The 23084-nt window shown below is 51.0% G+C and carries 16 protein-coding genes and 1 tRNA gene; 11 read left to right on the top strand and 6 right to left on the bottom strand.

Annotated elements, in window-relative coordinates:
* The first annotated feature begins 2 nt into the window (after positions 1 to 2).
* Positions 3 to 986 carry a glycosyltransferase family A protein gene (locus tag ACJJIW_RS05665; RefSeq protein WP_444936876.1) on the top strand — a complete coding sequence of 328 codons (984 nt, stop codon included), beginning with the start codon at positions 3 to 5 and terminating at the stop codon, positions 984 to 986.
* On the top strand, positions 983 to 2209 hold the full coding sequence (locus tag ACJJIW_RS05660) for a glycosyltransferase family 2 protein (protein WP_444936875.1): 1227 nt from the start codon (positions 983 to 985) through the stop codon (positions 2207 to 2209). Before ACJJIW_RS05665 ends, ACJJIW_RS05660 begins: the two co-directional genes overlap by 4 nt.
* Positions 2210 to 2293: 84 nt before the next feature.
* Here ACJJIW_RS05660 and ACJJIW_RS05655 read toward each other — a convergent pair whose 3' ends face one another.
* The 3 genes from ACJJIW_RS05655 to rtcR form a co-directional block, all read right to left on the bottom strand.
* A complete protein-coding gene (locus ACJJIW_RS05655; RefSeq protein WP_444936874.1) occupies positions 2294 to 3076 on the bottom strand; it encodes a TSUP family transporter in 783 nt (260 codons plus the stop codon).
* An 88-nt stretch (positions 3077 to 3164) separates the two neighbouring features.
* Positions 3165 to 4655 carry a C13 family peptidase gene (locus tag ACJJIW_RS05650; RefSeq protein ID WP_444936873.1) on the bottom strand — a complete coding sequence of 497 codons (1491 nt, stop codon included), beginning with the start codon at positions 4653 to 4655 and terminating at the stop codon, positions 3165 to 3167.
* 60 nt (positions 4656 to 4715) lie between these two features.
* Complete coding sequence (rtcR, locus tag ACJJIW_RS05645) at positions 4716 to 6314, bottom strand: RNA repair transcriptional activator RtcR (RefSeq protein ID WP_444936872.1); 1599 nt, start codon at positions 6312 to 6314, stop codon at positions 4716 to 4718.
* A 219-nt stretch (positions 6315 to 6533) separates the two neighbouring features.
* Between rtcR and ACJJIW_RS05640 the strand changes: the two genes are divergently transcribed.
* The 4 genes from ACJJIW_RS05640 to rtcA all read left to right on the top strand — a co-directional run bounded on the left by ACJJIW_RS05640 (position 6534) and on the right by rtcA (position 10621).
* Entirely contained in the window at positions 6534 to 7763 is a 1230-nt protein-coding gene (locus ACJJIW_RS05640) for an RtcB family protein (RefSeq protein WP_444936871.1), read from the top strand.
* 189 nt (positions 7764 to 7952) lie between these two features.
* A tRNA-Ser gene (locus ACJJIW_RS05635) sits at positions 7953 to 8024 on the top strand.
* Positions 8025 to 8394: 370 nt separating this feature from the next.
* Positions 8395 to 9555 carry a slipin family protein gene (locus ACJJIW_RS05630; protein ID WP_444936870.1) on the top strand — a complete coding sequence of 387 codons (1161 nt, stop codon included), beginning with the start codon at positions 8395 to 8397 and terminating at the stop codon, positions 9553 to 9555.
* A gap of 46 nt (positions 9556 to 9601) precedes the next feature.
* The gene (rtcA, locus tag ACJJIW_RS05625) at positions 9602 to 10621 is read left to right on the top strand and encodes an RNA 3'-terminal phosphate cyclase (protein WP_444936869.1); all 1020 of its coding nucleotides are present in this window, start codon (positions 9602 to 9604) and stop codon (positions 10619 to 10621) included.
* Between the two features lie 201 nt (positions 10622 to 10822).
* Here the strand turns inward: rtcA and ACJJIW_RS05620 are convergent, their stop codons facing one another.
* Positions 10823 to 11266 carry an SRPBCC family protein gene (locus tag ACJJIW_RS05620; RefSeq protein WP_282930429.1) on the bottom strand — a complete coding sequence of 148 codons (444 nt, stop codon included), beginning with the start codon at positions 11264 to 11266 and terminating at the stop codon, positions 10823 to 10825.
* Positions 11267 to 11650: 384 nt separating this feature from the next.
* Here ACJJIW_RS05620 and ACJJIW_RS05615 point away from each other — a divergent pair, with 384 nt between their 5' ends.
* Entirely contained in the window at positions 11651 to 12850 is a 1200-nt protein-coding gene (locus ACJJIW_RS05615; RefSeq protein ID WP_282930428.1) for an alginate export family protein, read from the top strand.
* A gap of 121 nt (positions 12851 to 12971) precedes the next feature.
* Here the strand turns inward: ACJJIW_RS05615 and ACJJIW_RS05610 are convergent, their stop codons facing one another.
* Positions 12972 to 13649 carry a CHRD domain-containing protein gene (locus ACJJIW_RS05610; protein ID WP_444936868.1) on the bottom strand — a complete coding sequence of 226 codons (678 nt, stop codon included), beginning with the start codon at positions 13647 to 13649 and terminating at the stop codon, positions 12972 to 12974.
* 481 nt (positions 13650 to 14130) lie between these two features.
* Positions 14131 to 15981, bottom strand: a complete 1851-nt coding sequence (locus ACJJIW_RS05605; RefSeq protein ID WP_444936867.1) for a histidine kinase — start codon at positions 15979 to 15981, stop codon at positions 14131 to 14133.
* A 320-nt stretch (positions 15982 to 16301) separates the two neighbouring features.
* Between ACJJIW_RS05605 and ACJJIW_RS05600 the strand changes: the two genes are divergently transcribed.
* Genes ACJJIW_RS05600 through narI form a run of 4 tightly spaced genes read left to right on the top strand, consistent with a single transcriptional unit; the run spans position 16302 to position 23058 of the window.
* Positions 16302 to 20072, top strand: coding sequence for a nitrate reductase subunit alpha (locus ACJJIW_RS05600; protein ID WP_282930425.1), 3771 nt, complete (start codon positions 16302 to 16304; stop codon positions 20070 to 20072).
* Between the two features lie 2 nt (positions 20073 to 20074).
* Entirely contained in the window at positions 20075 to 21622 is a 1548-nt protein-coding gene (narH, locus tag ACJJIW_RS05595) for a nitrate reductase subunit beta (protein ID WP_282930424.1), read from the top strand.
* A 19-nt stretch (positions 21623 to 21641) separates the two neighbouring features.
* Entirely contained in the window at positions 21642 to 22364 is a 723-nt protein-coding gene (narJ, locus tag ACJJIW_RS05590) for a nitrate reductase molybdenum cofactor assembly chaperone (RefSeq protein WP_282930423.1), read from the top strand.
* Between the two features lie 4 nt (positions 22365 to 22368).
* Positions 22369 to 23058 carry a respiratory nitrate reductase subunit gamma gene (narI, locus tag ACJJIW_RS05585; RefSeq protein ID WP_282930422.1) on the top strand — a complete coding sequence of 230 codons (690 nt, stop codon included), beginning with the start codon at positions 22369 to 22371 and terminating at the stop codon, positions 23056 to 23058.
* The last annotated feature ends 26 nt before the right edge of the window (positions 23059 to 23084 follow it).

The following is a 23084-nucleotide window of genomic DNA, read 5'->3' as shown; positions in this document are numbered from 1 at the left end:
GTATGCCTAACAGTAAAGTTGGGGTGGTGATACCAACATACAATGAAAAAAATAATATTGTCAATACGTTGAACTCTATTGTTCATAATAATACGACTGATGTAAAAATTTACTTATCTGACGATAATTCCTCAGATACCACGGTTGGGTTGGCCGCTGATTTTCTTCAGAAAAATAGAACCCCATATAAAATTATTTTAAACGATGGTAACAATGGGGCAGGCTATTGTAGGAATAGTGCTCTTGATCAAATATCTGAACCGCTGACTTTATTTTTTGATGCCGATGATCTAATCCTCCCAAATATGTTGGATCGAGCTGTTTCAATTGCTACAAAAGTTAACAGTGATGTTTTGTTGATGGCCTATCAGTGTAGATTTCCCGGAAGCACTATTAATCTCGGTATGGCAGGTGATGACAATTCCATTTTCTACAGGGCGCTTAGAGCCTTTGTTAACAGGACTTTCTCCACTTTTGATCTTGATAGCATTCTATGTTTAACACCCTTCCCTTGGAATAGATTGATTAAAACCAGTTATGCAAAAAGGGTTTCCCTTAGGTTTTCACAAACGCCTGTACATAATGATGTGTTAGCACATTGGAATTTGCTCACAAATGCTAAAGATATTGCATTATTTGAATCCCCTTTTTGTATTCATCATGTCGATTCCACAGGAAATAGGCTGTCAAATATTTCAGATGCACGGCGTATATCTGTATTACAGGTTTTTGATGAGATTGAAGATTTCTTTAATGAGAATATTAATCTTAGAGATAGATTTTACCACTTGTATGTCAAAAGCAAGTTAGCATTGTTTAACTGGTGCTGGCGTAATCTTGACGAAGAGTATAGGGGGAGCTTTCTATCTCAGTTTACAAGATCTTTTCTATCATTGAGTAATGCGGATTTGAGAATGCTCTTTGACAAAGATCCAGATACTGCTAATTCTGTATTAGATTACCGAACTTCAGTGGTATGCGCATGATTTCGATTGTCGTTATTTCAAAGTCTAGCGGTGTCTATCTCAATACCTGTCTGCAGAGTATTATTCGACAGCAATACAAGGATATAGAGATTCTTGTTCTTCATTTTTGCGAAAATGATGAGTGCAGTCGGATTAATAATTTTACAGGTTCAATGCCCAGAATTCGAAGTATTTATATTCCGAGTACTTCACAGATTGATGACCAGCTAATTTTTGAATTTGGAGTAAAAAATACTTTTGGAGAGTATGTTGGATTTATCGATGAGGGAGATTGTTGGTACCCTACATTGATCCCCAAATTACAGAGTATAGTCAATAGAGAGAATCCGGATATAGTATTTTTTAGCCATAATAAACCCCTACAAAAATTTTCAGAATCTATTGGCGATAAATCCAGGTTTGTTTTAAAAATAAATTCTATAAATGTCAGGAGGTTTTATCGCAGGGACTTTGTTTGTGGAAATAAAGTATCCGAATTTATTTTGGGTTCCTGCGTTAATGGTCACTCTCTACATTGGATAACAACCATCAAGGCTAAATCAATATTAGTTTTGCCAGAAATTGGGTCGTATAGTTTAGTCAACATGGATGAAAAGGAAAGTGATCTAATGGTTCAGCAATTGGTGAATCAATACCACTTTGTATTTGACTACTTAACAAAAAATGCTAGTGATGCGGATTATAAGAATGATCTTCTGGGGTGTTGGTTGCTGTATTTGATAGAATTACGACCGCTTTATGGTGATAAAAAAGTAATTTCTCTATTAATTAAGTCAAAATTAATAGAGAAATATACAGAAAGAGAATTTAATGAAGCTTTAGGCGCTCTGAAGTTAGATAGAGATAAGCAGAGTTTGGTGAGAGAGTGGTATTCCGACTGCAGTAAGATGGATAAATATTTAAATCTATTTTGTAGGTTACTACCATCAAAGCTATCTATCTATATACGGAAAAATGGTTTTAGATACTCCATGAGCAGAGGTTTTCAAAATACTTATTATCGACTGCCTGACTGGGTAAAGCCACTGATAAAATTTACCAGGAAACGAGCCAAGAGAAGAGTTTCCAATGATGAATTGCTAGAAAGATTAGAATATCTAATAAAACAGAGCCGGTTTGAGCAGTATATGTCGATAATCAATGAGGATTTTGAGAGCAAGCTATCGAATCAAATTGCCGAGATCAAGAAGGAGTTGATGGAGCTTAAAAAAGAAGTTCATTAAAGATCTTTTTAGATGCTCCATAAAACAATCCAAAGTCTTAATGTTTAATCTGATTTTTCTGAATTCCAGCCACCTCCATACCCTTCAGAAAATATAATCTATCCATCCCATAGAGTGGATATATTTTATTAACATTCCACCACACATAAGAACTACCAATCCCCGTAAATAACCAGGATTAATTTTAAATAGAAAATGAGATCCCAGCCAGGCACCTATAACTTGTCCAATCATCATTAAGATTCCCGCAACCCATAAAATTTGACCGGCAAATAAGAATACGATTAAAGATGCGATATTAGTGGAAAAATTGAGAGGTTTTGCATTGGCCGTGGAGGTTAGTAAATCCTGTCCCCTACAGGCAACGCCTGATAAAGCAAAAAATGATCCAGTTCCGGGGCCAAACATACCATCATAGTAACCAATAAATGGGATTACGCCATATTGGTATTTCTTTCTTGAGACCTTGGGTTTACTACTACTATAAGTAAGGGATGGAGAAACTATAAAATAAATAGCGATAAATAAAAGAACAGCAGGGATAATAAATGACAAAACATCAGTATTGATGAACTGTACTGCTATTGTGCCCATGGCTGCGCCAATAAAGGCAGATAGCATTAGATTTTTAATCCCATCCCAACTGATCTTGTTGTTTTTAAGCATCATGTAGGTAGCAGTTGCAGTACCAATACTACCTTGTAGCTTATTGGTACCCAAGGCAGCTAGTGGCGGGACGCCACTAAGAATAAGGGCCGGTACAGTTATCAGGCCGCCCCCACCTGCTAGTGTATCAAGTAGGCCCGCAATAACGGCGACGAAAAACAAAATAAACAATAATTCTACAGAGAGGCTAGCGAACTCCAAGAAGGTATCTCCTTTCGCTTGGTATTATGGTAGATAGTGAATAGTACCAAAAATAATTTTTTAGTCGGTTTGCACCGGAATTCCAAAATTAATAAATCGATTTTTTTCCATGCCACCACATTAGGAAATTCTCTCCCACTGAATATTGGGGCAGGGAGTGGCGGCTTCTTTTAATCCCCTGTTCCTGTTCCATCTCGGTTACTTTTAACTTGGCGGCTTCAAACCATGCCTCAGGATTATTCACTCCCTGATTGAGGGCTTCACCGTAAAGCGCGGAACTAAACCAGGTGCGCTCAGAGTCATCGCTACATCCAAAGGAGCTGCGATCAGCTGCAGCCGAAGTGAAGATTACCCGATTGGGGCTATTCAGAACCTCTACCCACTGACCGGAAAAACAGGCTGAAACAACGATCCACTGGTACTGAGCGTTAATATTATCCAGCCATTGTTGCCCATCTTTCAGTGAGAAATCGTTTAAGGGAATCTCCCCCTCGGCAATTTTGAAATCTCCATTTCGAGCACCATGGCTGACCAGGTGTATAAGAAGTAAATCTTCTTTGGGGTCCATTAACTGATCAATTGCATTGAGGCTTTCCTGGATACTGGTGCGGGTAGCCAGGGGAAAACCGTATCCGCCGCCGTTACTGAGGCGCAGCATACGTTGGTCAATGCTAAAGGCTTCATCGAGGCGCTCTGCCACCCAGTCCAGCTCCCTGGCAAATACTGGAGAGGTACCGTCACCACCTATCAGTAGGGTGTAAATATCGCGTACGCCGGGCCGCTGTGAGGGGAGGGCGGCTATGGCACTTTGTAAGCGCTCACTCTCACTGTAGAGCCTGGCTTCTGCTTGGGCACCGGGAATATCTGTCTGTGCGCGCCAGGCGTCTTCGCTGGGATAATAGGTACCACCGGAGAAATAGGCAGACTCCTCGACAGTGTTTCCTTCAGCATCCGTACTTATTCGTACGCCTTCTCCTTCTGCTTCTCCATAGCGAAAAGTGGCACGGATAATCGTACCGTCAGGCTGGGTGAGTTCACCTTCGCCGGAATAGGAGCCGTACTCGAAGCTGCCGGTATAGCGATAGCCATCGCTATCTGAGTAGCTGCCCTGTATTAAGTATCCGTATTCAAAGACGCCCTGATAAAGGCTGCCATCTTCCGCAGTGAGTTTGCCTTCGCCGTGGGGATCAAAGTCTAAAAATTCACCATGATAGCTCCCATCTTCATCCCAATTTAAAGTACCGCTTTGCAGCTCCCCTTCATGGAATTCTCCCGCCCATTCAGTTTCATCGCAGTTATAGCGGCCTTTGCCATGGAATTCTCCGTTTAGGAACTCCCCTTCGTAGCTACAGCCATCACTTCCAGTTAGCTCACCTTCACCTGTCATGCGACCTTCTCGAAAGTCGCCACGATAATGGCTGCCATTGGGCCATTCGAGCTGACCCTGCCCATGAAACAGACCGTTAAGCATCTCGCCTTTGTAAACAGAGCCATCTGGCAAGGCGGTACCACCTGCGAATTGGGTTGGCTCACAGGCGCTGAGTAAGAAAATAAACGGCGTTAAATAGGTGTATCTCATTCCATGATCCAGCGTCCGGCTTTTGGAATCAGACTAACAAAAAAAGATGCCAAAGGGCCTCTATGTTTTATTCAGCTGGTCGAATTTAAGACCGTATTTATCTAAAAGTTGGCGTACCCGGTGTGAGTCGTTGTTGGATTTTTTTGAGGTGCGGCTCACTTGAAATAATTTGCGTCCGGCCTCTGCCATCGAATTGGACTCTGCACAAACCTGAATTAGCCCAGCTAGTTTGATTTGCTCGTAGTAATCCATCTGCTCGATGTGGTCACGCCCCAACAGTGTTTCGATACGGGCAAGGGGTAGCAATGAATCTGTTAGTGGGTTTTGCCATTTAATTCGCAACCTATGGATTTCCTCTTCCACTACCTGAGTCGTGATACGCCCACCGTCGGCGAGGGTACCCATACGCAGGATGCTGGCGTTAAGATCGCGAAAGTTCGCAGACCAGCTGGCCTCGCGGGAGCGCCCAAAACTCAGGTACTTTTCCCGTGCTGCTTTATTAAAGCTGACAAGATGTCCGGATTTCCTGGAGAAAGCCTCTAACTCAAAATCTATATTGGGTTCCAGGTCTTCAATGCGCTCTCGTAGAGAGGGCAGTCGGTAGGTCCACAGATCGATACGGGCGAGCAGGTCTGCACGAAATTTACCTTCTTGGCAGAGCTGTACCAGATTCCGATTGGTACCGGCGATCAGCTGGAAGTGACTGCTTACTTCCTTATCAGAGCCGAAAGGCATAAAGCGTTTGTGCTCAATCGCACGCAATAACATGGCCTGCTCATCCAATCCCAACTCACCGATTTCATCGAGAAACAGCAGACCCTTATCTGCTTCTATTAGCAAGCCTGGCCGGTGGGTGGTGGCACCGGTATAGGCGCCTTTACGATGGCCGAACAGCGCGGACATGGCATTTTCGCCGCGCAGGGTGGCGCAGTTAACGGCTACCAGGCCACCCTCCAGCTTGCCCCGCTGCTTGCGTAGTTCAAAGACACGCTGGGCCAGCTGGGATTTACCTGCCCCTGTGGGACCGGTAATTAGTATGGGGGCGTCGGAGCGAATCGATACCTGCTCCAGCTGCTCGATCATCTGGTTAAAAGCGAGATTGTTGGTCTCGATTCCCCCCTTCAGATAGGTGGTGCCCTCCTGGTGTTCCCTCTGGAAGCGCGAGGCAATCTGGTCGTATTTGGACAGGTCCAAATCGATGATTTGGTATTCGCCCGGCAAGCTACTGTTCTTTCGCGCCGGGGAAGTTTGCAGCAGACGCCCGGGGAAATACCCCGCCTCTGTTAACAGGTACAAGCAGATCTGAGCTACATGGGTACCGGTGGTGATATGCACCAGGTACTGCTCGTCATCCGGCTTGAAGCTATAGGCGCGGGCGAAATCCAGCAGATTGCTATACACGCTCTCGAAATCCCAAGGGTCATTGAAGTTCACCCGGTGGTGGACCACTTCGGTCTCTGGAGAGACCCGCGCAATATCTTCTGTGACCTGGTCAGCCAGGCTTCTCGAGTGGTTGTCGAAAAGGAGCTCCAGCCTATCGATCAATAGGTCATCGTGCTGGCACATGGAAATGTTTGGGCGCCACTTATCCCAGCGCTTGTCGCCTTTGCCGCGCCGGTCCTTACTGGTACCGAGAATACTGATAGCGATTGTCTTCATGCTATCTAAAATATGATTTAACTATCAAAAAAGATAGATATTTATAAATCCCTTGTCTCAAGAAATCTACTAAAAAACCCTGAGATAGAAAATAAATCGTTAAAAAACAACAAGTTACAAGTATTTTTCAGCTGTTTGCAAAAGTTGGCACCCAATTCGCTATATCAATAACTAAATGAAACACATGAATACCAAGCGCGGTTTCAAAAGGAGTGGAAGATGAAACCAATGCCATATGAAGTAATGCAGGCAGGTGGGGTACCGATTAAGTCCTGGACCCTGGGTGTGCCTTTTGAAGATGAAGCCAAAGCGCAGCTCAAAAATATCTCGCAGATGCCATTCGTCCATAAATGGGTCGCGGCGATGCCTGATGTACATCTGGGCAAAGGCGCCACTATTGGCAGCGTGGTCCCAACTCTGGGGGCAGTAATTCCCGCTGCCGTAGGGGTGGATATTGGCTGCGGCATGATGGCGGTTCGCACCAGCCTGACGGCGGCGCAACTGCCGGACAACCTGGCTGGAGTGCGCAGCGCCATCGAACGCGCTGTGCCCCACGGCCGCACTGGCCGGCACCGGGGGAGAGGGCGGGACAAGGGGACTTGGGAGAACCCACCGGACGATGCACTTGCCGGTTGGGCGCCTCTAGCCGCCCAGTTTGAACTGCTCAAAGAGAGGCATCCGGTATTAAAAAATACTAATAATATCAATCACTTGGGAACACTTGGTACAGGCAATCACTTTATCGAGATGTGCCTGGATGAACAGGGTAGCGTGTGGTTGATGTTGCATAGTGGCTCCCGGGGAGTGGGAAATCGAATAGGCACTTACTTTATTGAGAAAGCCAAGCGGGATATGGAGCGCTGGCATATCCACTTGCCGGACAATGACCTGGCCTATTTCCCGGAAGGTACCGAGCACTTTGACGACTATGTGCAAGCGGTGGAGTGGGCGCAGGAGTTTGCCCGTATCAATCGTGAAGTGATGATGGCGCGCACTATTAACGCGGTGAAGCAGGCCCTGGGGATGGATTTTGAGGCGCGTATGGAAGCGGTGAATTGTCACCACAATTATGTCTCCCGCGAGCATCATTACGGCAAGGATGTATTGGTGACCCGGAAAGGCGCTGTAAGAGCGCGTACCGGCGAAATGGGCATTATTCCCGGTAGTATGGGCGCCAAGTCATTTATTGTGCGGGGGCTGGGTAATGAAGAAAGCTTCTGTAGCTGTAGTCATGGGGCCGGGCGAGTGATGTCCCGCACCAAGGCCAAAAAGCTGGTCTCCTTGGAGGAGCACCGCGCGGCCACCGCCGATGTGGAGTGCCGAAAAGACGAGGGTGTGATCGATGAAACCCCATCGGCCTACAAACCTATTGAAAAGGTTATGGCAGCACAGAAAGATCTGGTGGAAATCGTCTACACCCTCAAGCAAGTGGTTTGCGTCAAAGGCTGACGCGTTTTAGGCCAGGGATCGGCCGAACTAAGGCAATTGCTAAAGTATGCAGGCCGCCGGGCGAATTTGCCGGGTTGCCGCAACCGAGTTTGAGTTCTTTAGCCCGTCAGCGGAGCCGGTTCTGAATCCCGGCCTGGCATCACCGCCTATGGCGGCAGGTGTACCCACGGGATAGAAGTTCAAACATTTACTTTGTAGCTCATTTGGTAGAGCAGTCGATAACTCATCGATTGGTAGCAGGTTCGATTCCTGCCAAAGTCCCATCGTTCTCAAAACGATCTGGAAAAGAGGCGAGAGCCTGGGGTTCGACTCCCTGTTAAAAATCTATCCGGGGTCCGACAACCTCCCGATGCGGTAAATAGGATTTAACGGTTTATCGCGGAGGTGCTCCGGCAGCTGTGTCGTTAATCGTGGGTTTGCCCTGTGCGATCCAGCGGCAAGATTTGTGACTGTTTCTCCTGGCCAGGGAATTTGGCTGAAGGCTCAGGGTGAGCCTGGTGGAGAAGGTTGCAATTCCTCTGCCGCTGGGTCCTGCTCGGCACAAACGGTTTACCACCAGTCGCTGGACCGGCCCCACCTTTGCGGCCCCATGGGGTAACGCAGAATGGAAATGGAATAAAAGATAAGAACCATGATATCTCTGTTCAAAATATGGAAGAACGTGGATGTTGCGGATAGCGAGCGAGTGCTGCTATTTCGCCGCAACCGTTTCGAAGGGGTGTTGCCACCAGGCAGCCATCGTATATCTCTATTGTCCGGTGATGTGCGGGTAGAAACTTACGATATTACCGATGTGGTATTCGGTGAAATCAAAGCCAAATTTTTATTGAACACCTACGGTGAAATCCTTGGTAAATACCTGCAATCTTATGAATTGTCGGACCATCAAGTGGGATTATTCTACCGGGATAATCATTTGGTAGATATTTTGCCACCCGGTACTTTTCGCGCTGTGTGGAAAGGCGGTGAATCCGTGCGGGTGGAAATCGTGGATATCTCCGAGGAGTATGCCATCGATAAAAAAGTCCTGGGTCTATTGGGGCGAGGTGTACGTGCTGGGCAAATGCGCACCGCTCTTCAGGCGGTAAGCTACAACGAGATTCCCGATGAGCATGTGGGACTATTAATGGTCAATGGCAAGTTGGAAAAGGTGCTACAGCCCGGCAGCTATGGCTACTGGAAATACAACCGCTCTATCGAAGTCAAGGTACTGGACTTGCGGCTGAAAACTATCGAAGTCAGTGGCCAGGAAATTCTGACCAAGGATCGGGTCAGCCTGCGTGTCAATTTAACCGGCGCTTACAAAATTACTGATGCGAAAAAGGTGGCGCTAAAGCTCAGTGATTGCACAGGTTTTATTTATCGAGAATTGCAGCTGCACTTAAGGGAGGCTGTGGGAACACAAACTCTGGATAGCTTATTGGCCGATAAGGACAGGCTGAATATTGTGATTGCGACCGGCATCCGTGACAAGCTGGCGACATTTGGTGTCGAGCTTACCAGTGTCGGGGTCAAGGATATTATTTTGCCCGGCGATATGAAGATGATCCTCAACCAGGTCGTAGAAGCGCAGAAGGAATCTGAGGCAAACCTGATTAAGCGCCGGGAAGAAACCCAAGCTATGCGATCTCTGCACAATACCGCCAAGCTGATGGATAACAACCCGGTACTGTTGCGCTTGAAAGAACTGGAAGCTTTGGAGCGGGTCAGCACCCGCATCGATAAGATTTCCGTATATGGCGGTCTCGATGGGGTGATGAATGAGTTGGTGAAGTTGCGCCCTACGGCTTAAAGGCGCTACTCACCAAAAAAAGATGTAAATTTTAAGGAATTAAACAGTGATTGAGATAGACGGCGCCCAGGGGGAGGGCGGCGGACAGATTTTGCGGACATCCCTCACCTTGTCTGTTTGTTTGGGAGTAGCGGTTCGAATTAAGAATATTCGAGCAGGTCGTAAAAAACCCGGTTTGTTGCGTCAGCACCTAGCCTGCTTGCGAGCAGCCAAAGCGATTAGCCATGCCGAAGTCAGCGGCGAACAATTGGGTGCTTCGGAAATTACTTTTGCACCGGGAAAAGTGCGTCCCGGTAAATACCACTTTCCTATTGGTTCGGCCGGTAGTACCAGTTTGGTGTTTCAAACCGTCTTGCTACCGCTGTTATTGTCCGATGGTGTCAGTGAGCTGTGTCTTGAAGGCGGCACTCATAATAAAAAGGCTCCCAGCTTTGATTTTATAGCCCAGGCATATTTACCCCTGTTGGCTCGCATGGGCGCTGGTGTGGAAGTGGCTCTGGATGATTACGGTTTCTATCCTGCCGGGGGTGGTTCATGGCGCACACGTATCCAGCCGCTATCGCAGTGGTCAAAACTGGAGCTGACAGAACGGGGTGAACTTCTGGATGCTGAAGCTGTGGCGATCTCGGCCCATATTCCTGCTCATGTGGCCCAGCGGGAGTTGGCGCAGGTACGTAAGAAGTGCGAATGGCGATCGGAGCGTCTGCATCAAAGGCAGGTGAAGTCCCAAGGGCCTGGCAATGTACTTTCCCTGCGTCTGCAATCCCAGCAAGTGACTGAGGTGTTTGAGGCTATGGGGGAGCAGGGTGTTAGCGCTGAGCGCGTTGCCGATCGCGCGATTCGGCAGATGCAGCGCTATATGCACGCCGGCGTGCCAGTGGGCGAACATCTGGCCGACCAGCTAATACTCCCATTGGTGCTGGGGGTCGGTGGAAGCTTCACTACCCTGAAGCCGAGCCTCCACCTCTTGACCAATATCGAAGTCGTGCGTCAGATAACAGGAGTGACCATCGATTTGAACCAAGTGGGAGAGGATCAGTGGCGAGTAGTGGTTGAGAACTGCTAAGAGAAAAGAAAGCCCGATGTTAGGTACAAGGGGCTGGGTTGCCCCAGCCCTGAGACATTGCCAAAGCCGTCGAAAAATTGTTTAAAAACAATAGGTTAGAGTTTTAGTGTTCTCTGTAGATGCAGCGGTAAACCGGAAGGCGATTAAAAGCCCTGCTTTCACACCTCTTGTTCCCCGCATCTGCGGGGCCCTTCTATCTCACTAATAGCTATTCGGTTTGCCAGCCCCATCTTTGAGGTAATCCTGAAGGCTTCCTGGCAAATAGTAATCCCATCCGCTTTTGCACATTTTCCAGCATTTCATCTCCGGTGAGAGACCGATATGGGTAAAGGTGAGGCGGGTGCCACCGGGTTCGCTAGAAAATTCAAAGCGAAGAGTACTGCCCTGCCACTCTTGTGGATCATCAACCTGCTCAGAAACCATATTGGACTCTATACACTCAAGTTCGATTAACTTCTGCGGGACCAAAGCTTTGGCGCGAAACACCCAATAGGACTCGCCACCAAATCCGGTCTTGGCGGTATCACCCACTGCCAGGAAAGGACCGCTAGTTGGCGTCCACCATTGGGACATCTTTTCAGCAACTGCCCGGTAAGCTTCTTCCTGAGTGACTGGGCTTAAGAAAGAGGTGGTGTAGTCAGGCATGATTGTCTTTCCCTTTTGGTTATTATTGCTGGAGCTAATTTGAATATAACTTTTAGCAGCTGGCACTAATTTCACAAGTTTTTAAGGCCCATTAATTTGGTCGATAAATATAAAAATTTTTACGGTTTTTTTTGTTAGTAGCCGCCACCTTTAATTTTTTTAACTTTGCTTAACCAATGTTATTTTCCAAAACAAATTTTTTATTCAGAAACCTCTAGGAAATCTTTCTAAAGCGAGGCATCAATCTGATATACATCAATAAATCGCTGGGTACTCCGCCTGCATAATGCACTCGCACTGGGATAACTGCTGTGATCGGGAATGGTTTCGATCATATTTGTGCAGTTGCCTTCCACCCAAAATATTTTTGCAAAGGAACGGCGAATGAAACAACAGAAATTGTCCACCGTAATCGCGGCCATCATCCTTGGGATTTCCAGCTACCAGACTATCGCAGCAGAGAATGAAAGCGCCACACTCACTGATGCACTGACTTCAGGAGAGGTGGGAGTGAATCTTCGTTACCGGGTAGAAAACGTTGACCAGGACAATATGGACGATGTTGCTATCGCCTCGACCCTGAGAACCCGGCTGAACTGGACCAGTGGCAACTACCGTGGTTTTGATGCGTTTTTTGAAGTGGATGACATTAGTGAAATTGGCAACGACAATTACAATTCAACAGTGAATGGCAATACTGAGCACCCCGTCGTTGTCGACCCCCAGGGCACTGAGGTTAATCAAGCCTATTTAAAGTACAGTGGTTTTAACTCTATGGTGGTTGCCGGTCGACAGCGAATTAACCTGGACGATCAGCGCTTTATCGGTGGCGTGGGTTGGCGCCAGAATGAACAGACGTATGACGGCCTGCGTTACCAATTTGGCGGGGAAGGGGAGTTACAGCTGGATTACAGCTATATCTACAACGTAAACCGTATTTTTGGTGAAGACAGTGACTTATCGGACCTGGATGGGGATATTCAACTGTTTCATGCCAGCTATCCACTGGTAGAAGCGCATAAGTTAACTGCCTTCTTCTACAACCTGGACCTGGATAACGCTGAGAACTTCTCATCCCGTACTTTCGGTGCCGCTTACCGGGGAGATTTTGGCCTGTTTGAAACTCAGCTGAGTTATGCCCGCCAGGAGGATATCGGCAATAATCCCAATAATTTTGCGGCGGATTATTACCTTGCTGAAGTTGCCGCACCATTGGGGCCAGTAAAAGGCAAGTTGGGTTATGAAGTTCTGGGTTCTGACGACGGTGTGGGTTTTAGCACACCACTGGCGACACTACACAAATTCCAGGGCTACACAGATAAGTTCATAGAAACTCCAGCAGATGGTGTTGAAGATTTATATCTCGGTGCCAGCCTGGCGCTTGCCGGGGGTGATTTGGGTATCACTTATCACAGTTTTGAGGCCAATGAAGGTTCAGCGGACTACGGTACCGAGTGGAATATCAGTTACGGTCACGAGTTTAATGAATATTTCTCAGCGTTGGTAAAATACGCTGCTTACGATGCAGAAGATTACAGTGAGGATACCGATAAGCTCTGGTTGATGCTTACAGCAAAGTTCTAATTATTGTTAATTAACAATTTTCAGGTAGATATAAAAAGCTGGGATTCTAAATAACGAAGCCCAGCTTTTTCTTATCTCTGTAGTAAACTCTGGCTTATAGATGCGTCAGTAAATTTGCAATCTACTTGTCCATTGTTAACAGGCCAGAAACCTCACCCTTGGGGTCCAGCTGGGTATGCAAGTTAACAAAGACCTTCCCATCCATTAGCGCCTTGCGATAGGGCTCCTCCACCATCCATTTACCCATAATATATCCACTGGTGCCTTCAGCACATTTTTTTGCCAAGCCATGCTTGCCCTTGTCAGTTTTAGTCTCGGGCCAGTCGGGAACCATGCCCGGGTGATTGGGCATTCCGCAGATAGTTTGAATAATTGGGCCACTGGGTTTACCCGGCTTGCAAATAGGGGGTTCTTTGCCATCGCCTGCACATTGCATATGGAAGTGCGACATTGCCACCCCGCCCTTTGATAGATCGCTGTAGCCCACCATAAAGTGCAGCATATGTGACTGTTTGTTGTAGGCGCCAATAAAGAAGCCATTGGCATCTTTGGGGGTTTGTGGATTCACCTTCTTGCCGAGCATATTCTCATTAGCGGTGGTTAAGTCAGATTTAAAGATGGTGAACATCTTGTCATTGCCCGCTTTGGACCAGGCTTTCTCACCACCAGCCCCATGCTTGGCAGCTGATGGATCTTTCTCTTTTTTGTTATGGCTATCGGAAACCGTGAATGCAGAATAAGCCAGCAGAAATACTGCCAACATTAAGAAAGTGGCTCTGGGCAATGAACTCAGTTTCATAAACCTCTCCTCTCTATTAAATAGATATAGTCATTGCTTGATGGAATGGTTGGATGCCAGGCCATCGAGGAGGCTGATATTCACCAATGTGATTGGTGTGAATCACGGGATAGGCTAGCGATAAGTACTTGTAGCATATGGGCTCGCGGTTGGCCCTTGGGGGTCAATTTAAGAGTCAGTATTTTTGACGATAGCTACTTGGGTGTTGGAGGAGCTTCAGGATGGAAGAGCGTTTGGATAGGTAATAAGGTCGTTGAAGATAGTTACTACTGGGGTGGAAGGAAAGAATACACCGCACTCGAGACACGCAGTGAATACATCCCTGTAAGCTCCTAATCGGCATCCATGCCTCATAGGGTCCCGAGCGCGGTGTATTCTCTCCTTCTCCCTTTTTAGCAATAAAGATACTGGCGGATTCCGAAAGATAGGGGCGGCAATTATTTGCTAGCCCCAAGTGACCTTTCATAAAGGTAGAGAGTTATCACCCCACGTCTTTCCACACCAACTCCCGCTCGCGGGCGTAGAGGGGAATAAAATTGAATTGCACTTCGGTGCCCCCTTCGTCGCGGCGGCGGATATTCAGCTTGCCATTCAGGTTGCTGGCGCGCTCCTGCATGATCGACATACCGAAGTGATTGCGTTTCTCCGGTGCATTGCTGATGCCGATGCCGTTGTCGCAGATGCGTACATTGAGGGAGTGGTTGTCGGCCTGGGTCAGGCTGATCTGCACCATATCGCCCTGGGAGTGGTACACAGCATTTTGTGAGGCCTCGCGCACCAGTTGTAACAGGTGAATTTCCTCGTGGGGAGTTAGTGGTACTTCGTCCAGATGGTAATCCAACAGGACGTTAATCTGCGGGTGCTGCTCCCGGTAAGCGAGGATAGATTGTTCCAGGATACTGCGAAGGCCGCCGGGTCCTATTTGCAGACGGAAGGTGGTGAGCAGTTCGCGCAGCTGTCGGTAAGAGGAATCCAGGCCCTCTTTCAGTTCGGTAATAATCTCCTCTACCTTGGATTTGTCCACCTGCTCACTGCGATTGGCGCGGTTGAGTCGGGTAACCTGAATTTTCAGATAGGACAGGGATTGGGCCAGGGAATCGTGTAGCTCCCGGGCGATGATCGCGCGCTCGTCCAGTAGGGCAACACGGCGCTCCTGTGCCTCCCGCTCATTAATGGCGATGGCCGCAGTGACACTGTCGGCAAAGGTAGCCAGGCGCTGCTGCTGTTCTTCATCAAGGCTTTCACCTCGGGGCAGGGTGCAGGTGAGTACGCCGTAATTGCGTTTGTCCACTTCCAGCGGGAATCGGTACACGCGCTGTTGGTCTTCATCGGAGGGGCCGCAGGTGTTTACGCAGATGTGGCATTCACTACCTGTGCACTGGGTGTTGCCGAGCCCCTGTACCAGATGCTCATAGGGTGCTTCGCCCTCCGGGGTCATCAGGCACAGATCCAGGTTGTCCAGGCTGGCGACATTGGCAAACTCTCCCAGCCACTGGCCCAATTCCGCTCCCGAGAGTGGACCCTCGCTGATCCGCCGAGCCAAGCGGTATTGGAAGTCCAGCGCTTCATGGCTCTTCTGTAACTGGGAGGTTTTCAACTCCACGCGGTGGGCAAGATCCCTGTGGGTCGCGTGAATTTCATCGCTCATGTAATTGATGGTGCGCGCTAAAACCCCCAGCTCGTCCTCGCTGTTAATCTCCAGGCGGTTTTGGTTGAAGTCTCCCTGGGCGATGCTCAGGGAGCGGTTGGTCAGCTGCTTGAGAGGCTGCTCCACAGAACGGTGCAGTATGCACAAAGAGAGATAAACCAGAGTCACAATGGCAAACAGTGAGCCCACCTGCACCAAACGCAGCAGGCTTATTTTTTCCTCGGCGATGGTCTGATAATCGAACACCAGTGTATCCACATCACCGATAAAGGGCTCCAGGCGGTTGGCTAACTGTAAGGAGTCCATAGAAGTGCGCCCGGCGGCAATGGACTCCAGCAGTGGGCGGATTTCTCCCTCCCAGCTTTCGATAACCTTGCGGTAATTGCGCGCTGCGGGCAGGTTATCGCTGGCGGTGAAGTCGGAAATACTGAGTACCCGGGTCAGGCGTGCGGTCACCTCGTCTGCCAACTCAGCCGTGGCTTCGATATCCCCGGAGGGTGCGGTGGCCGCAAGTCGGTAGCTCATAGCCCGCAATGAGCCGGCCAGGTTAACGGCGGCGGCATCGTTTTCGGCGGCATCGGAGATAATATAGGACGCCACCATAGAGCTCAGTGCTACCAGCACAGTGAGCAGCATCAGGGTGCCGATGCGGTAGACGATGGACTGTCGAATTCGGTTCAGCATATCGGGTTCACTTCGCCCTGGGGCGGTTGTGGATGGCTGATCTCTATTGTGCCGTCCATTGGCGCACAAAGTTGTGGGTACCACTAAAGATCGCCAGTTTTGCACATAATTTAACCTGGCGCCTGTTTTTTACACAGAGGCCCTGTTATTGCTGGGATAGGACTCCACCATAACGGCCCCCTGGCGTCGTTTCCCTACCTATTCGGGGGTATTTCGTCGCTTTTCTACCCCTTTTTGGTCAGGTGATCCCGCCGTCCCTCCCTTTTATATTCCCGGTAAACCGATGCTTTAACCGCATGCCGATGCCCTGGGAGTACCGCATGAGCCATTTCCTGGACCGACTGAAATATCTGAAGAAACAAAAAGAGCCCTTTTCCGGAGGACACGGGGAAAAGACGAATGACGACCGCAGCTGGGAAGATGGCTACCGTCGTCGCTGGCAGTTCGACAAGATCGTGCGCTCTACCCACGGGGTGAACTGTACCGGCTCTTGCAGCTGGAAGATCTACGTCAAAGACGGCCTGGTCACATGGGAAACCCAGCAGACTGACTACCCGCGCACCCGCCCGGACCTGCCCAATCACGAGCCTCGTGGCTGCCCCCGTGGTGCCAGCTACTCCTGGTATATGTACTCGGCTAACCGCCTCAAGTACCCGAAGATCCGCAAACGTCTGGTAAAACTCTGGCGCGAAGCCAAGTTGAGACACAGTGATCCGGTGGAGGCCTGGGCCAGTATTGTCGAAGACCCGGCCAAGGCGCAGTCCTACAAAGAGCGTCGCGGTATGGGCGGCTTTGTGCGGATCAAGTGGGATGAAGTTAACGAGCTGATTGCCGCTTCCAACGTCTACACCACCAAGAAATACGGTCCCGACCGGGTGACCGGCTTCTCGCCGATTCCCGCTATGTCCATGGTGTCTTACGCCGCTGGTGCACGTTATCTGTCTCTGATCGGCGGCAACTGCCTGAGTTTCTACGACTGGTATTGTGACCTGCCGCCCGCCTCACCGCAGGTCTGGGGTGAGCAAACCGACGTACCCGAGTCCGCCGACTGGTACAACTCCAACTACCTGATCGTATGGGGCTCCAATGTGCCTCAAACCCGTACCCCGGACGCGCATTTCCTCAGTGAAGTACGTTACAAGGGCGCCAAAACCTGTGTGGTCACCCCTGACTACTCAGAGTGCTCCAAGTTTGGCGACACCTGGCTGGCACCGCGCCAGGGTACCGATGCGGCTCTGGCGATGGCCTTCGGCCATGTGATCCTGAAAGAATTCCACGTCGACAAGCCCAGCGCCTACTTCACCGAGTATGTGCGCACCACCACCGATATGCCGATGTTGGTGACCCTGGAAGAGCGCGACGGCAAGCTGGTACAGGGCCGATTCCTGCGCGCCTCTGACCTGGCGGACAACCTCGGCCAGGATAACAACCCGGAATGGAAAACCATCGGTGTTAATCACGATGGCCAGCTGGTTTCCCCTCAGGGCTCCATGGGCTATCGCTGGGGAGAGCCCTCAGCGAAAGAAGGCCGTGGCAAGTGGAATATTGAACAGCGCGATGGTCGCAGTGGCGAAGAGTTGGAGCTGAAGCTCAGCCTCAAAGACTGCGCCGATGAAATCGCACAGGTCGCCTTCCCCTATTTCGGCGGCCAGACCCACGAGCACAACTACTTCCAGCACACCGAACACGATGAAGTAATCGACTACAAGGTGCCGGTGAAGCTTGTTCAAAACAAAGATGGCGAGATTCTAAAAGTAGCCAGCGTCTACGACCTGACCCTGGCGAACTACGGTGTCGAGCACGGCCTTGACGACCCCAACTGTGCTCAGAACTACGACGAAGATAAGCCCTACACCCCCGCCTGGCAGGAAAAGGTGACCGGCTGTCGTCGTGAGAATGTCATCCAGGTTGCCCGTGAGTTTGCCAACACCGCCGACAAGACCCGTGGACGCTCCATGGTAATTCTGGGAGCGGGTCTCAACCACTGGTACCACATGGATATGAACTACCGCGGGATCATCAATATGCTGATGATGTGCGGTTGTATCGGCCAGAGCGGCGGTGGTTGGGCCCACTATGTGGGGCAGGAAAAACTGCGTCCGCAGACCGGTTGGACCCCACTCGCGTTCGGGCTCGACTGGCAGCGCCCACCGCGCCATATGAACGGCACCTCCTTCTTCTATAACCACGCCAGCCAATGGCGCTATGAGAAGCTGGAGATGGATGAAGTGGTTTCGCCGCTGGCCGACAAGAGCAAGTGGCAGGCTTCCATCATCGACTACAACAGCCGCGCCGAGCGCATGGGCTGGTTGCCCTCCGCGCCGCAGCTGGGGATCAACCCCCTGCAACTGACTAAAGATGCCGCCGCCGCAGGTATGTCTGCCAAAGACTACACGGTGCAGCAGCTCAAGCGCGGTGCGCTCAAATTCTCCAACCAGGACCCGGATAACCCGCAGAACTTCCCGCGCAATATGTTTATCTGGCGCTCCAACCTGCTCGGCTCCTCTGGTAAGGGCCACGAGTACATGCTGCGCCATCTGCTCGGTACCAAGCACGGTTTGATGGGCAAAGACCTGGGTGAAGAAGGCGGCAAAAAACCAGAAGACGTGGCCTGGCATGACGCCCCCAGCGAGGGCAAAGTGGATCTGCTGGTGACACTGGACTTCCGTATGTCCACCACCTGTCTCTACTCCGACATCGTATTGCCGACGGCCACCTGGTATGAGAAGGACGACCTCAACACCTCAGACATGCACCCCTTTATTCACCCGCTCACTAAGGCGGTGGACCCGGCCTGGGAAGCGCGAAGTGACTGGGAAATCTTCAAGGGCATAGCGAAGGAATTCTCCAACCTGACCGATGGCCACCTGGGGGTGGAAAAGGATCTGGTGACTCTGCCGATCCACCACGATACCCCCGGAGAAATCGCCCAGCCGTTCGGTGTACAGGCTTGGTGGAAAGGCGAGTGCGACCTGATCCCCGGCGTTACCGCGCCGAGCATGATTGAGGTGGAACGCGACTACCCCAACACCTACAACCGCTTTACCTCTATCGGCCCGCTCCTGGAGAAACTCGGCAACGGCGGTAAGGGCATCAGCTGGAATACTGACGATGAGGTGGACTTCCTCAAGAAGCTCAATCGCACTTGGAAAGATGAGACTGCTCGCGATGGCCGCGCCCGTATCGACAGTGCGGTAGATGCTGCGGAGATGATTCTGTCACTGGCCCCTGAAACCAACGGCCAGGTAGCCGTGAAGGCCTGGGAAGCCCTCGGTGAGGTTACCGGGCGCGATCACACCCATTTGGCCAAGCCCAAGGAAGACGAAAAAATTCGCTTCGCCGATATCGTGGCGCAGCCTCGCAAGATTATCTCCTCGCCAACCTGGTCTGGCCTGGAAGATGAGCATGTGAGCTACAACGCCGGCTACACCAATGTGCACGAGTTGATCCCCTGGCGCACCATCACCGGCCGCCAGCAGTTCTACCAGGATCACGAGTGGATGCGTGACTTCGGCGAGAACATGTGTGTGTACAAGCCGCCGATCAACCTGAAAACCGTGCAACCGGTGTTGAACCAGAAGCCGAACGGTAACAAGGAGATCCTGCTGAACTGGATCACCCCGCACCAAAAGTGGGGCATTCACAGCACCTACTCCGACAACCTGCTGATGCTCACCCTGTCTCGCGGTGGACCCATCGTTTGGATGAGTGAGTACGACGCCAAGTTGGCGGGTATTGAAGACAACGACTGGATCGAAATCTTCAACGTCAACGGCGCCATTGCTGCCCGCGCAGTGGTATCTCAACGAGTGCCCGACGGTATGGCCATGATGTATCACGCCCAGGAGCGCATCGTGAATACACCGGGAGCGGAAACTACCGGTACCCGGGGCGGTATCCACAACTCCGTAACCCGCGCGGTGATGAAACCCACCCATATGATCGGTGGCTACGCCCAGCAGTCCTACGGCTTCAACTACTACGGCACTGTGGGCTGTAACCGGGATGAATTTGTGGTGGTCAGGAAAATGAACAAGGTCGATTGGCTCGATGGTGAAGACGTCAAAGAGCCGACGCGAGAGGAGGTGTAGCAATGAAAGTTAGAGCCCAGATAGGCATGGTGCTGAACCTCGATAAATGTATCGGCTGTCACACCTGCTCGGTGACCTGTAAAAATGTGTGGACCTCCCGCGAGGGGGTTGAATACGCATGGTTCAATAACGTCGAAACCAAACCCGGTGTTGGCTACCCCAAAGAGTGGGAGAACCAGGACAAATGGAACGGCGGCTGGACCCGCAAGAAGAACGGTAAATTGCAGCCGAAGATCGGTGGCAAGCACCGCGTACTAGCCAACCTGTTTGGCAACCCGGATATGCCGGAGATCGACGACTACTACGAGCCGTTCGACTTCGACTACCAGAACCTGCACAAGGCTCCGGAGCAGAAGCACCAACCGGTAGCCCGCCCGCGCTCGCTGATTACTGGCGAGCGCATGGAAAAAATCGAATGGGGCCCCAACTGGGAAGAGATTCTCGGCACCGAATTCGAGAAGCGTAAAAAGGACAAAAACTTCGAGCAGGTGCAGGCCGACATTTACGGTGAATTTGAAAATACCTTCATGATGTACCTGCCGCGCCTGTGCGAACACTGCCTCAACCCGGCCTGTGTTTCTGCGTGCCCCAGCGGTGCCATCTACAAGCGCGAAGAGGACGGCATTGTTCTGATCGATCAGGACAAATGTCGCGGCTGGCGCATGTGCGTATCCGCCTGCCCCTACAAGAAGATCTACTACAACTGGAAAACCGGTAAATCTGAGAAGTGTATCTTCTGTTACCCACGTATCGAGGCGGGTCAGCCAACCATCTGCTCCGAGACCTGTGTAGGCCGTATCCGCTACCTGGGCGTACTGCTCTATGACGCAGACCGCATTGAGGAAGCCGCTTCTGTAGAAGACGAAAAAGCGCTCTACCAGGCCCAGTGCGATATCTTCCTCGACCCCAGCGATCCCAAGGTCCAGGAAGCTGCCCGCGCCGAAGGTATCCCCGAAGCCTGGCTCGAAGCTGCGCAGAAATCTCCGGTGTACAAGATGGCCATCGACTGGCAGATCGCCCTGCCGCTGCACCCGGAATACCGCACCCTGCCCATGGTTTGGTATGTGCCACCCCTGTCTCCGATCCAGAACGCAGTACAGGCCGGCCAAGTGGAAACCGTTACCGTGGGTCGCGGCGCCGAGATCCCCGATCTCTCCACCCTGCGTATCCCGCTGCAATACCTGGCCAACCTGCTCACCGCCGGCGACGAGAAGCCAGTGGCCCGTGCCCTGGAACGCATGATTGTGATGCGCGCCTATATGCGTGGCATCCATGTGGACGGCATTCAGGAGCGCGAATTGCTGGAAGAGGCTGGCCTGACCGTAGCCCAGGTAGAAGAGATGTATCGCTACATGGCACTGGCCAATTACGAGGATCGCTTCGTGGTGCCCTCAAGCCATAAGGCCTACGCCGAAAACGCCTACGACATGAAGTCCTCCTGTGGTTTCAGCTTCGGCAACGGCTGTAGCACCGGCAACGACAGCACCAATATTTTCGGTGGCAAGCAGCACGCAGTGCGCGAAGTAATACCCGCCAAAGTAGTCGACTAAGGTCGAGCGGAGAATACCGATGAAAGTACTAAACCTGATCGCCCGCCTGCTGGATTACCCGTCCGATGAGCTGGTGGCGCACCTGGATGAGCTGACCAGCTGGTTGGCTGAATCCGAGGATCTGGATGCTCCGTTGCGCGACAAGCTGCTGGCATTTATCTCCCATTACGAGCGTATGGATGCGCTCGATTGGCAGAGCGAATACGACGGTCTGTTCGAGCGCGGCCGCGCTGTATCCCTGCATATCTTCGAGCATATCCACGGCGAATCCCGTGATCGCGGGCAAGCCATGGTAGACCTGACCGCGCGCTATCGCAGCGCCGGCCTTGAGCTGAATGAGCGCGAACTGCCGGATTACCTGCCCACCTACTTAGAGTTCTGTGCCACCCAGGGGGAAGCAGCCTACGGCTGGGTTCACGATATTACCCATGTGATAGCCCTGTTGAGCGCGCGTCTGTCCAAGCGTGAGAGTCCCTATCACCTGCTGATGGATGCGCTCTTGCAGATGGCCGGGGTATATGTCGATCTGACAGCACTCAAGGAAGAAGTCGCCAACGAAGAACGTGACGATACCCCCGAGGCGCTGGACAAGATCTGGGAGGAAGAGGCCGTTAGCTTTAGCGGCGCCAACAATTGCGACCAGTCAATAACGCGGCCCAGCAATGCGCAGCTGCGCGACGGCCAGCCCCTTAACTGGGCCAACGCCGCGCAGAATTCTGCCCAGCCCGCACCACAGGAGTAACAAGATGAACTATCTGAATACGCTGCTCTTCGCCATCTATCCCTTTGTCGCCCTCACGGTATTTTTGGTGGGTAGCCTGATCCGCTACGACCGCGACCAGTACACTTGGCGCACCGGCTCCAGTCAGTTGTTGGAGCGCAAGCAATTGCGCATCGGCAGTTACCTGTTCCATATCGGGGTGATCGCCATTCTCGCGGGCCACTTTGTCGGCCTACTCACACCCAAAGCGGTTTGGCACTTCCTCGGCATTGAAGCTTCCACCAAGCAGATGATGGCAATGGGGATCGGTGGTTTCTTCGGGGTGATCTGTTTTATCGGTCTCACTATTCTGGTTAAGCGCCGCCTCACCAACAAGCGCGTACGCGCCACCACTTCCAAAATGGACTTGGCCATACTGCTGATGCTCTACGCGCAATTGATCCTCGGCCTGATCAGTATTGTGGTATCTGCCGGCCATATGGACGGTGCTGAAATGCTCAAACTGATGGCTTGGGCTCAGTCCATTGTCACGCTAGATGGTGCCGGTGCAGCTGCTGCAATCAGCGGAGTGAACATCATTTACAAGCTGCATATTTTCCTCGGCATGACCCTGTTCCTGCTGTTCCCCTTCAGCCGCCTGGTACACGTATGGAGTGTTCCAGTGCAGTACTTCCGCCGCAATTACCAGGTAGTTCGCGCCAAAGCCGCGCGTTAGTCCCTGTAACTATTAAATGGCCCGCC

The sequence above is a fragment of the Microbulbifer maximicatervae (SeqCode) genome, from assembly GCF_052467815.1.
The sequence above is the reverse complement of the archived record's forward strand: the minus strand, read 5'-3'. Positions and strand labels throughout refer to the sequence as shown.

What these genes read in the sequence shown, in the direction of transcription:
- narH (WP_282930424.1), top strand. Translation starts at nt 20,075, where the DNA reads ATGAAAGTTAGAGCCCAGATAGGCATGGTGCTGAACCTCGATAAATGT.
- ACJJIW_RS05650 (WP_444936873.1), bottom strand. Translation starts at nt 4,655, where the DNA reads ATGAGATACACCTATTTAACGCCGTTTATTTTCTTACTCAGCGCCTGT.
- ACJJIW_RS05605 (WP_444936867.1), bottom strand. Translation starts at nt 15,981, where the DNA reads ATGCTGAACCGAATTCGACAGTCCATCGTCTACCGCATCGGCACCCTG.
- ACJJIW_RS05615 (WP_282930428.1), top strand. Translation starts at nt 11,651, where the DNA reads ATGAAACAACAGAAATTGTCCACCGTAATCGCGGCCATCATCCTTGGG.
- ACJJIW_RS05665 (WP_444936876.1), top strand. Translation starts at nt 3, where the DNA reads ATGCCTAACAGTAAAGTTGGGGTGGTGATACCAACATACAATGAAAAA.
- narJ (WP_282930423.1), top strand. Translation starts at nt 21,642, where the DNA reads ATGAAAGTACTAAACCTGATCGCCCGCCTGCTGGATTACCCGTCCGAT.
- ACJJIW_RS05640 (WP_444936871.1), top strand. Translation starts at nt 6,534, where the DNA reads ATGAAACCAATGCCATATGAAGTAATGCAGGCAGGTGGGGTACCGATT.
- narI (WP_282930422.1), top strand. Translation starts at nt 22,369, where the DNA reads ATGAACTATCTGAATACGCTGCTCTTCGCCATCTATCCCTTTGTCGCC.
- ACJJIW_RS05610 (WP_444936868.1), bottom strand. Translation starts at nt 13,649, where the DNA reads ATGAAACTGAGTTCATTGCCCAGAGCCACTTTCTTAATGTTGGCAGTA.
- rtcR (WP_444936872.1), bottom strand. Translation starts at nt 6,314, where the DNA reads ATGAAGACAATCGCTATCAGTATTCTCGGTACCAGTAAGGACCGGCGC.
- ACJJIW_RS05630 (WP_444936870.1), top strand. Translation starts at nt 8,395, where the DNA reads ATGATATCTCTGTTCAAAATATGGAAGAACGTGGATGTTGCGGATAGC.
- ACJJIW_RS05620 (WP_282930429.1), bottom strand. Translation starts at nt 11,266, where the DNA reads ATGCCTGACTACACCACCTCTTTCTTAAGCCCAGTCACTCAGGAAGAA.
- ACJJIW_RS05600 (WP_282930425.1), top strand. Translation starts at nt 16,302, where the DNA reads ATGAGCCATTTCCTGGACCGACTGAAATATCTGAAGAAACAAAAAGAG.
- ACJJIW_RS05660 (WP_444936875.1), top strand. Translation starts at nt 983, where the DNA reads ATGATTTCGATTGTCGTTATTTCAAAGTCTAGCGGTGTCTATCTCAAT.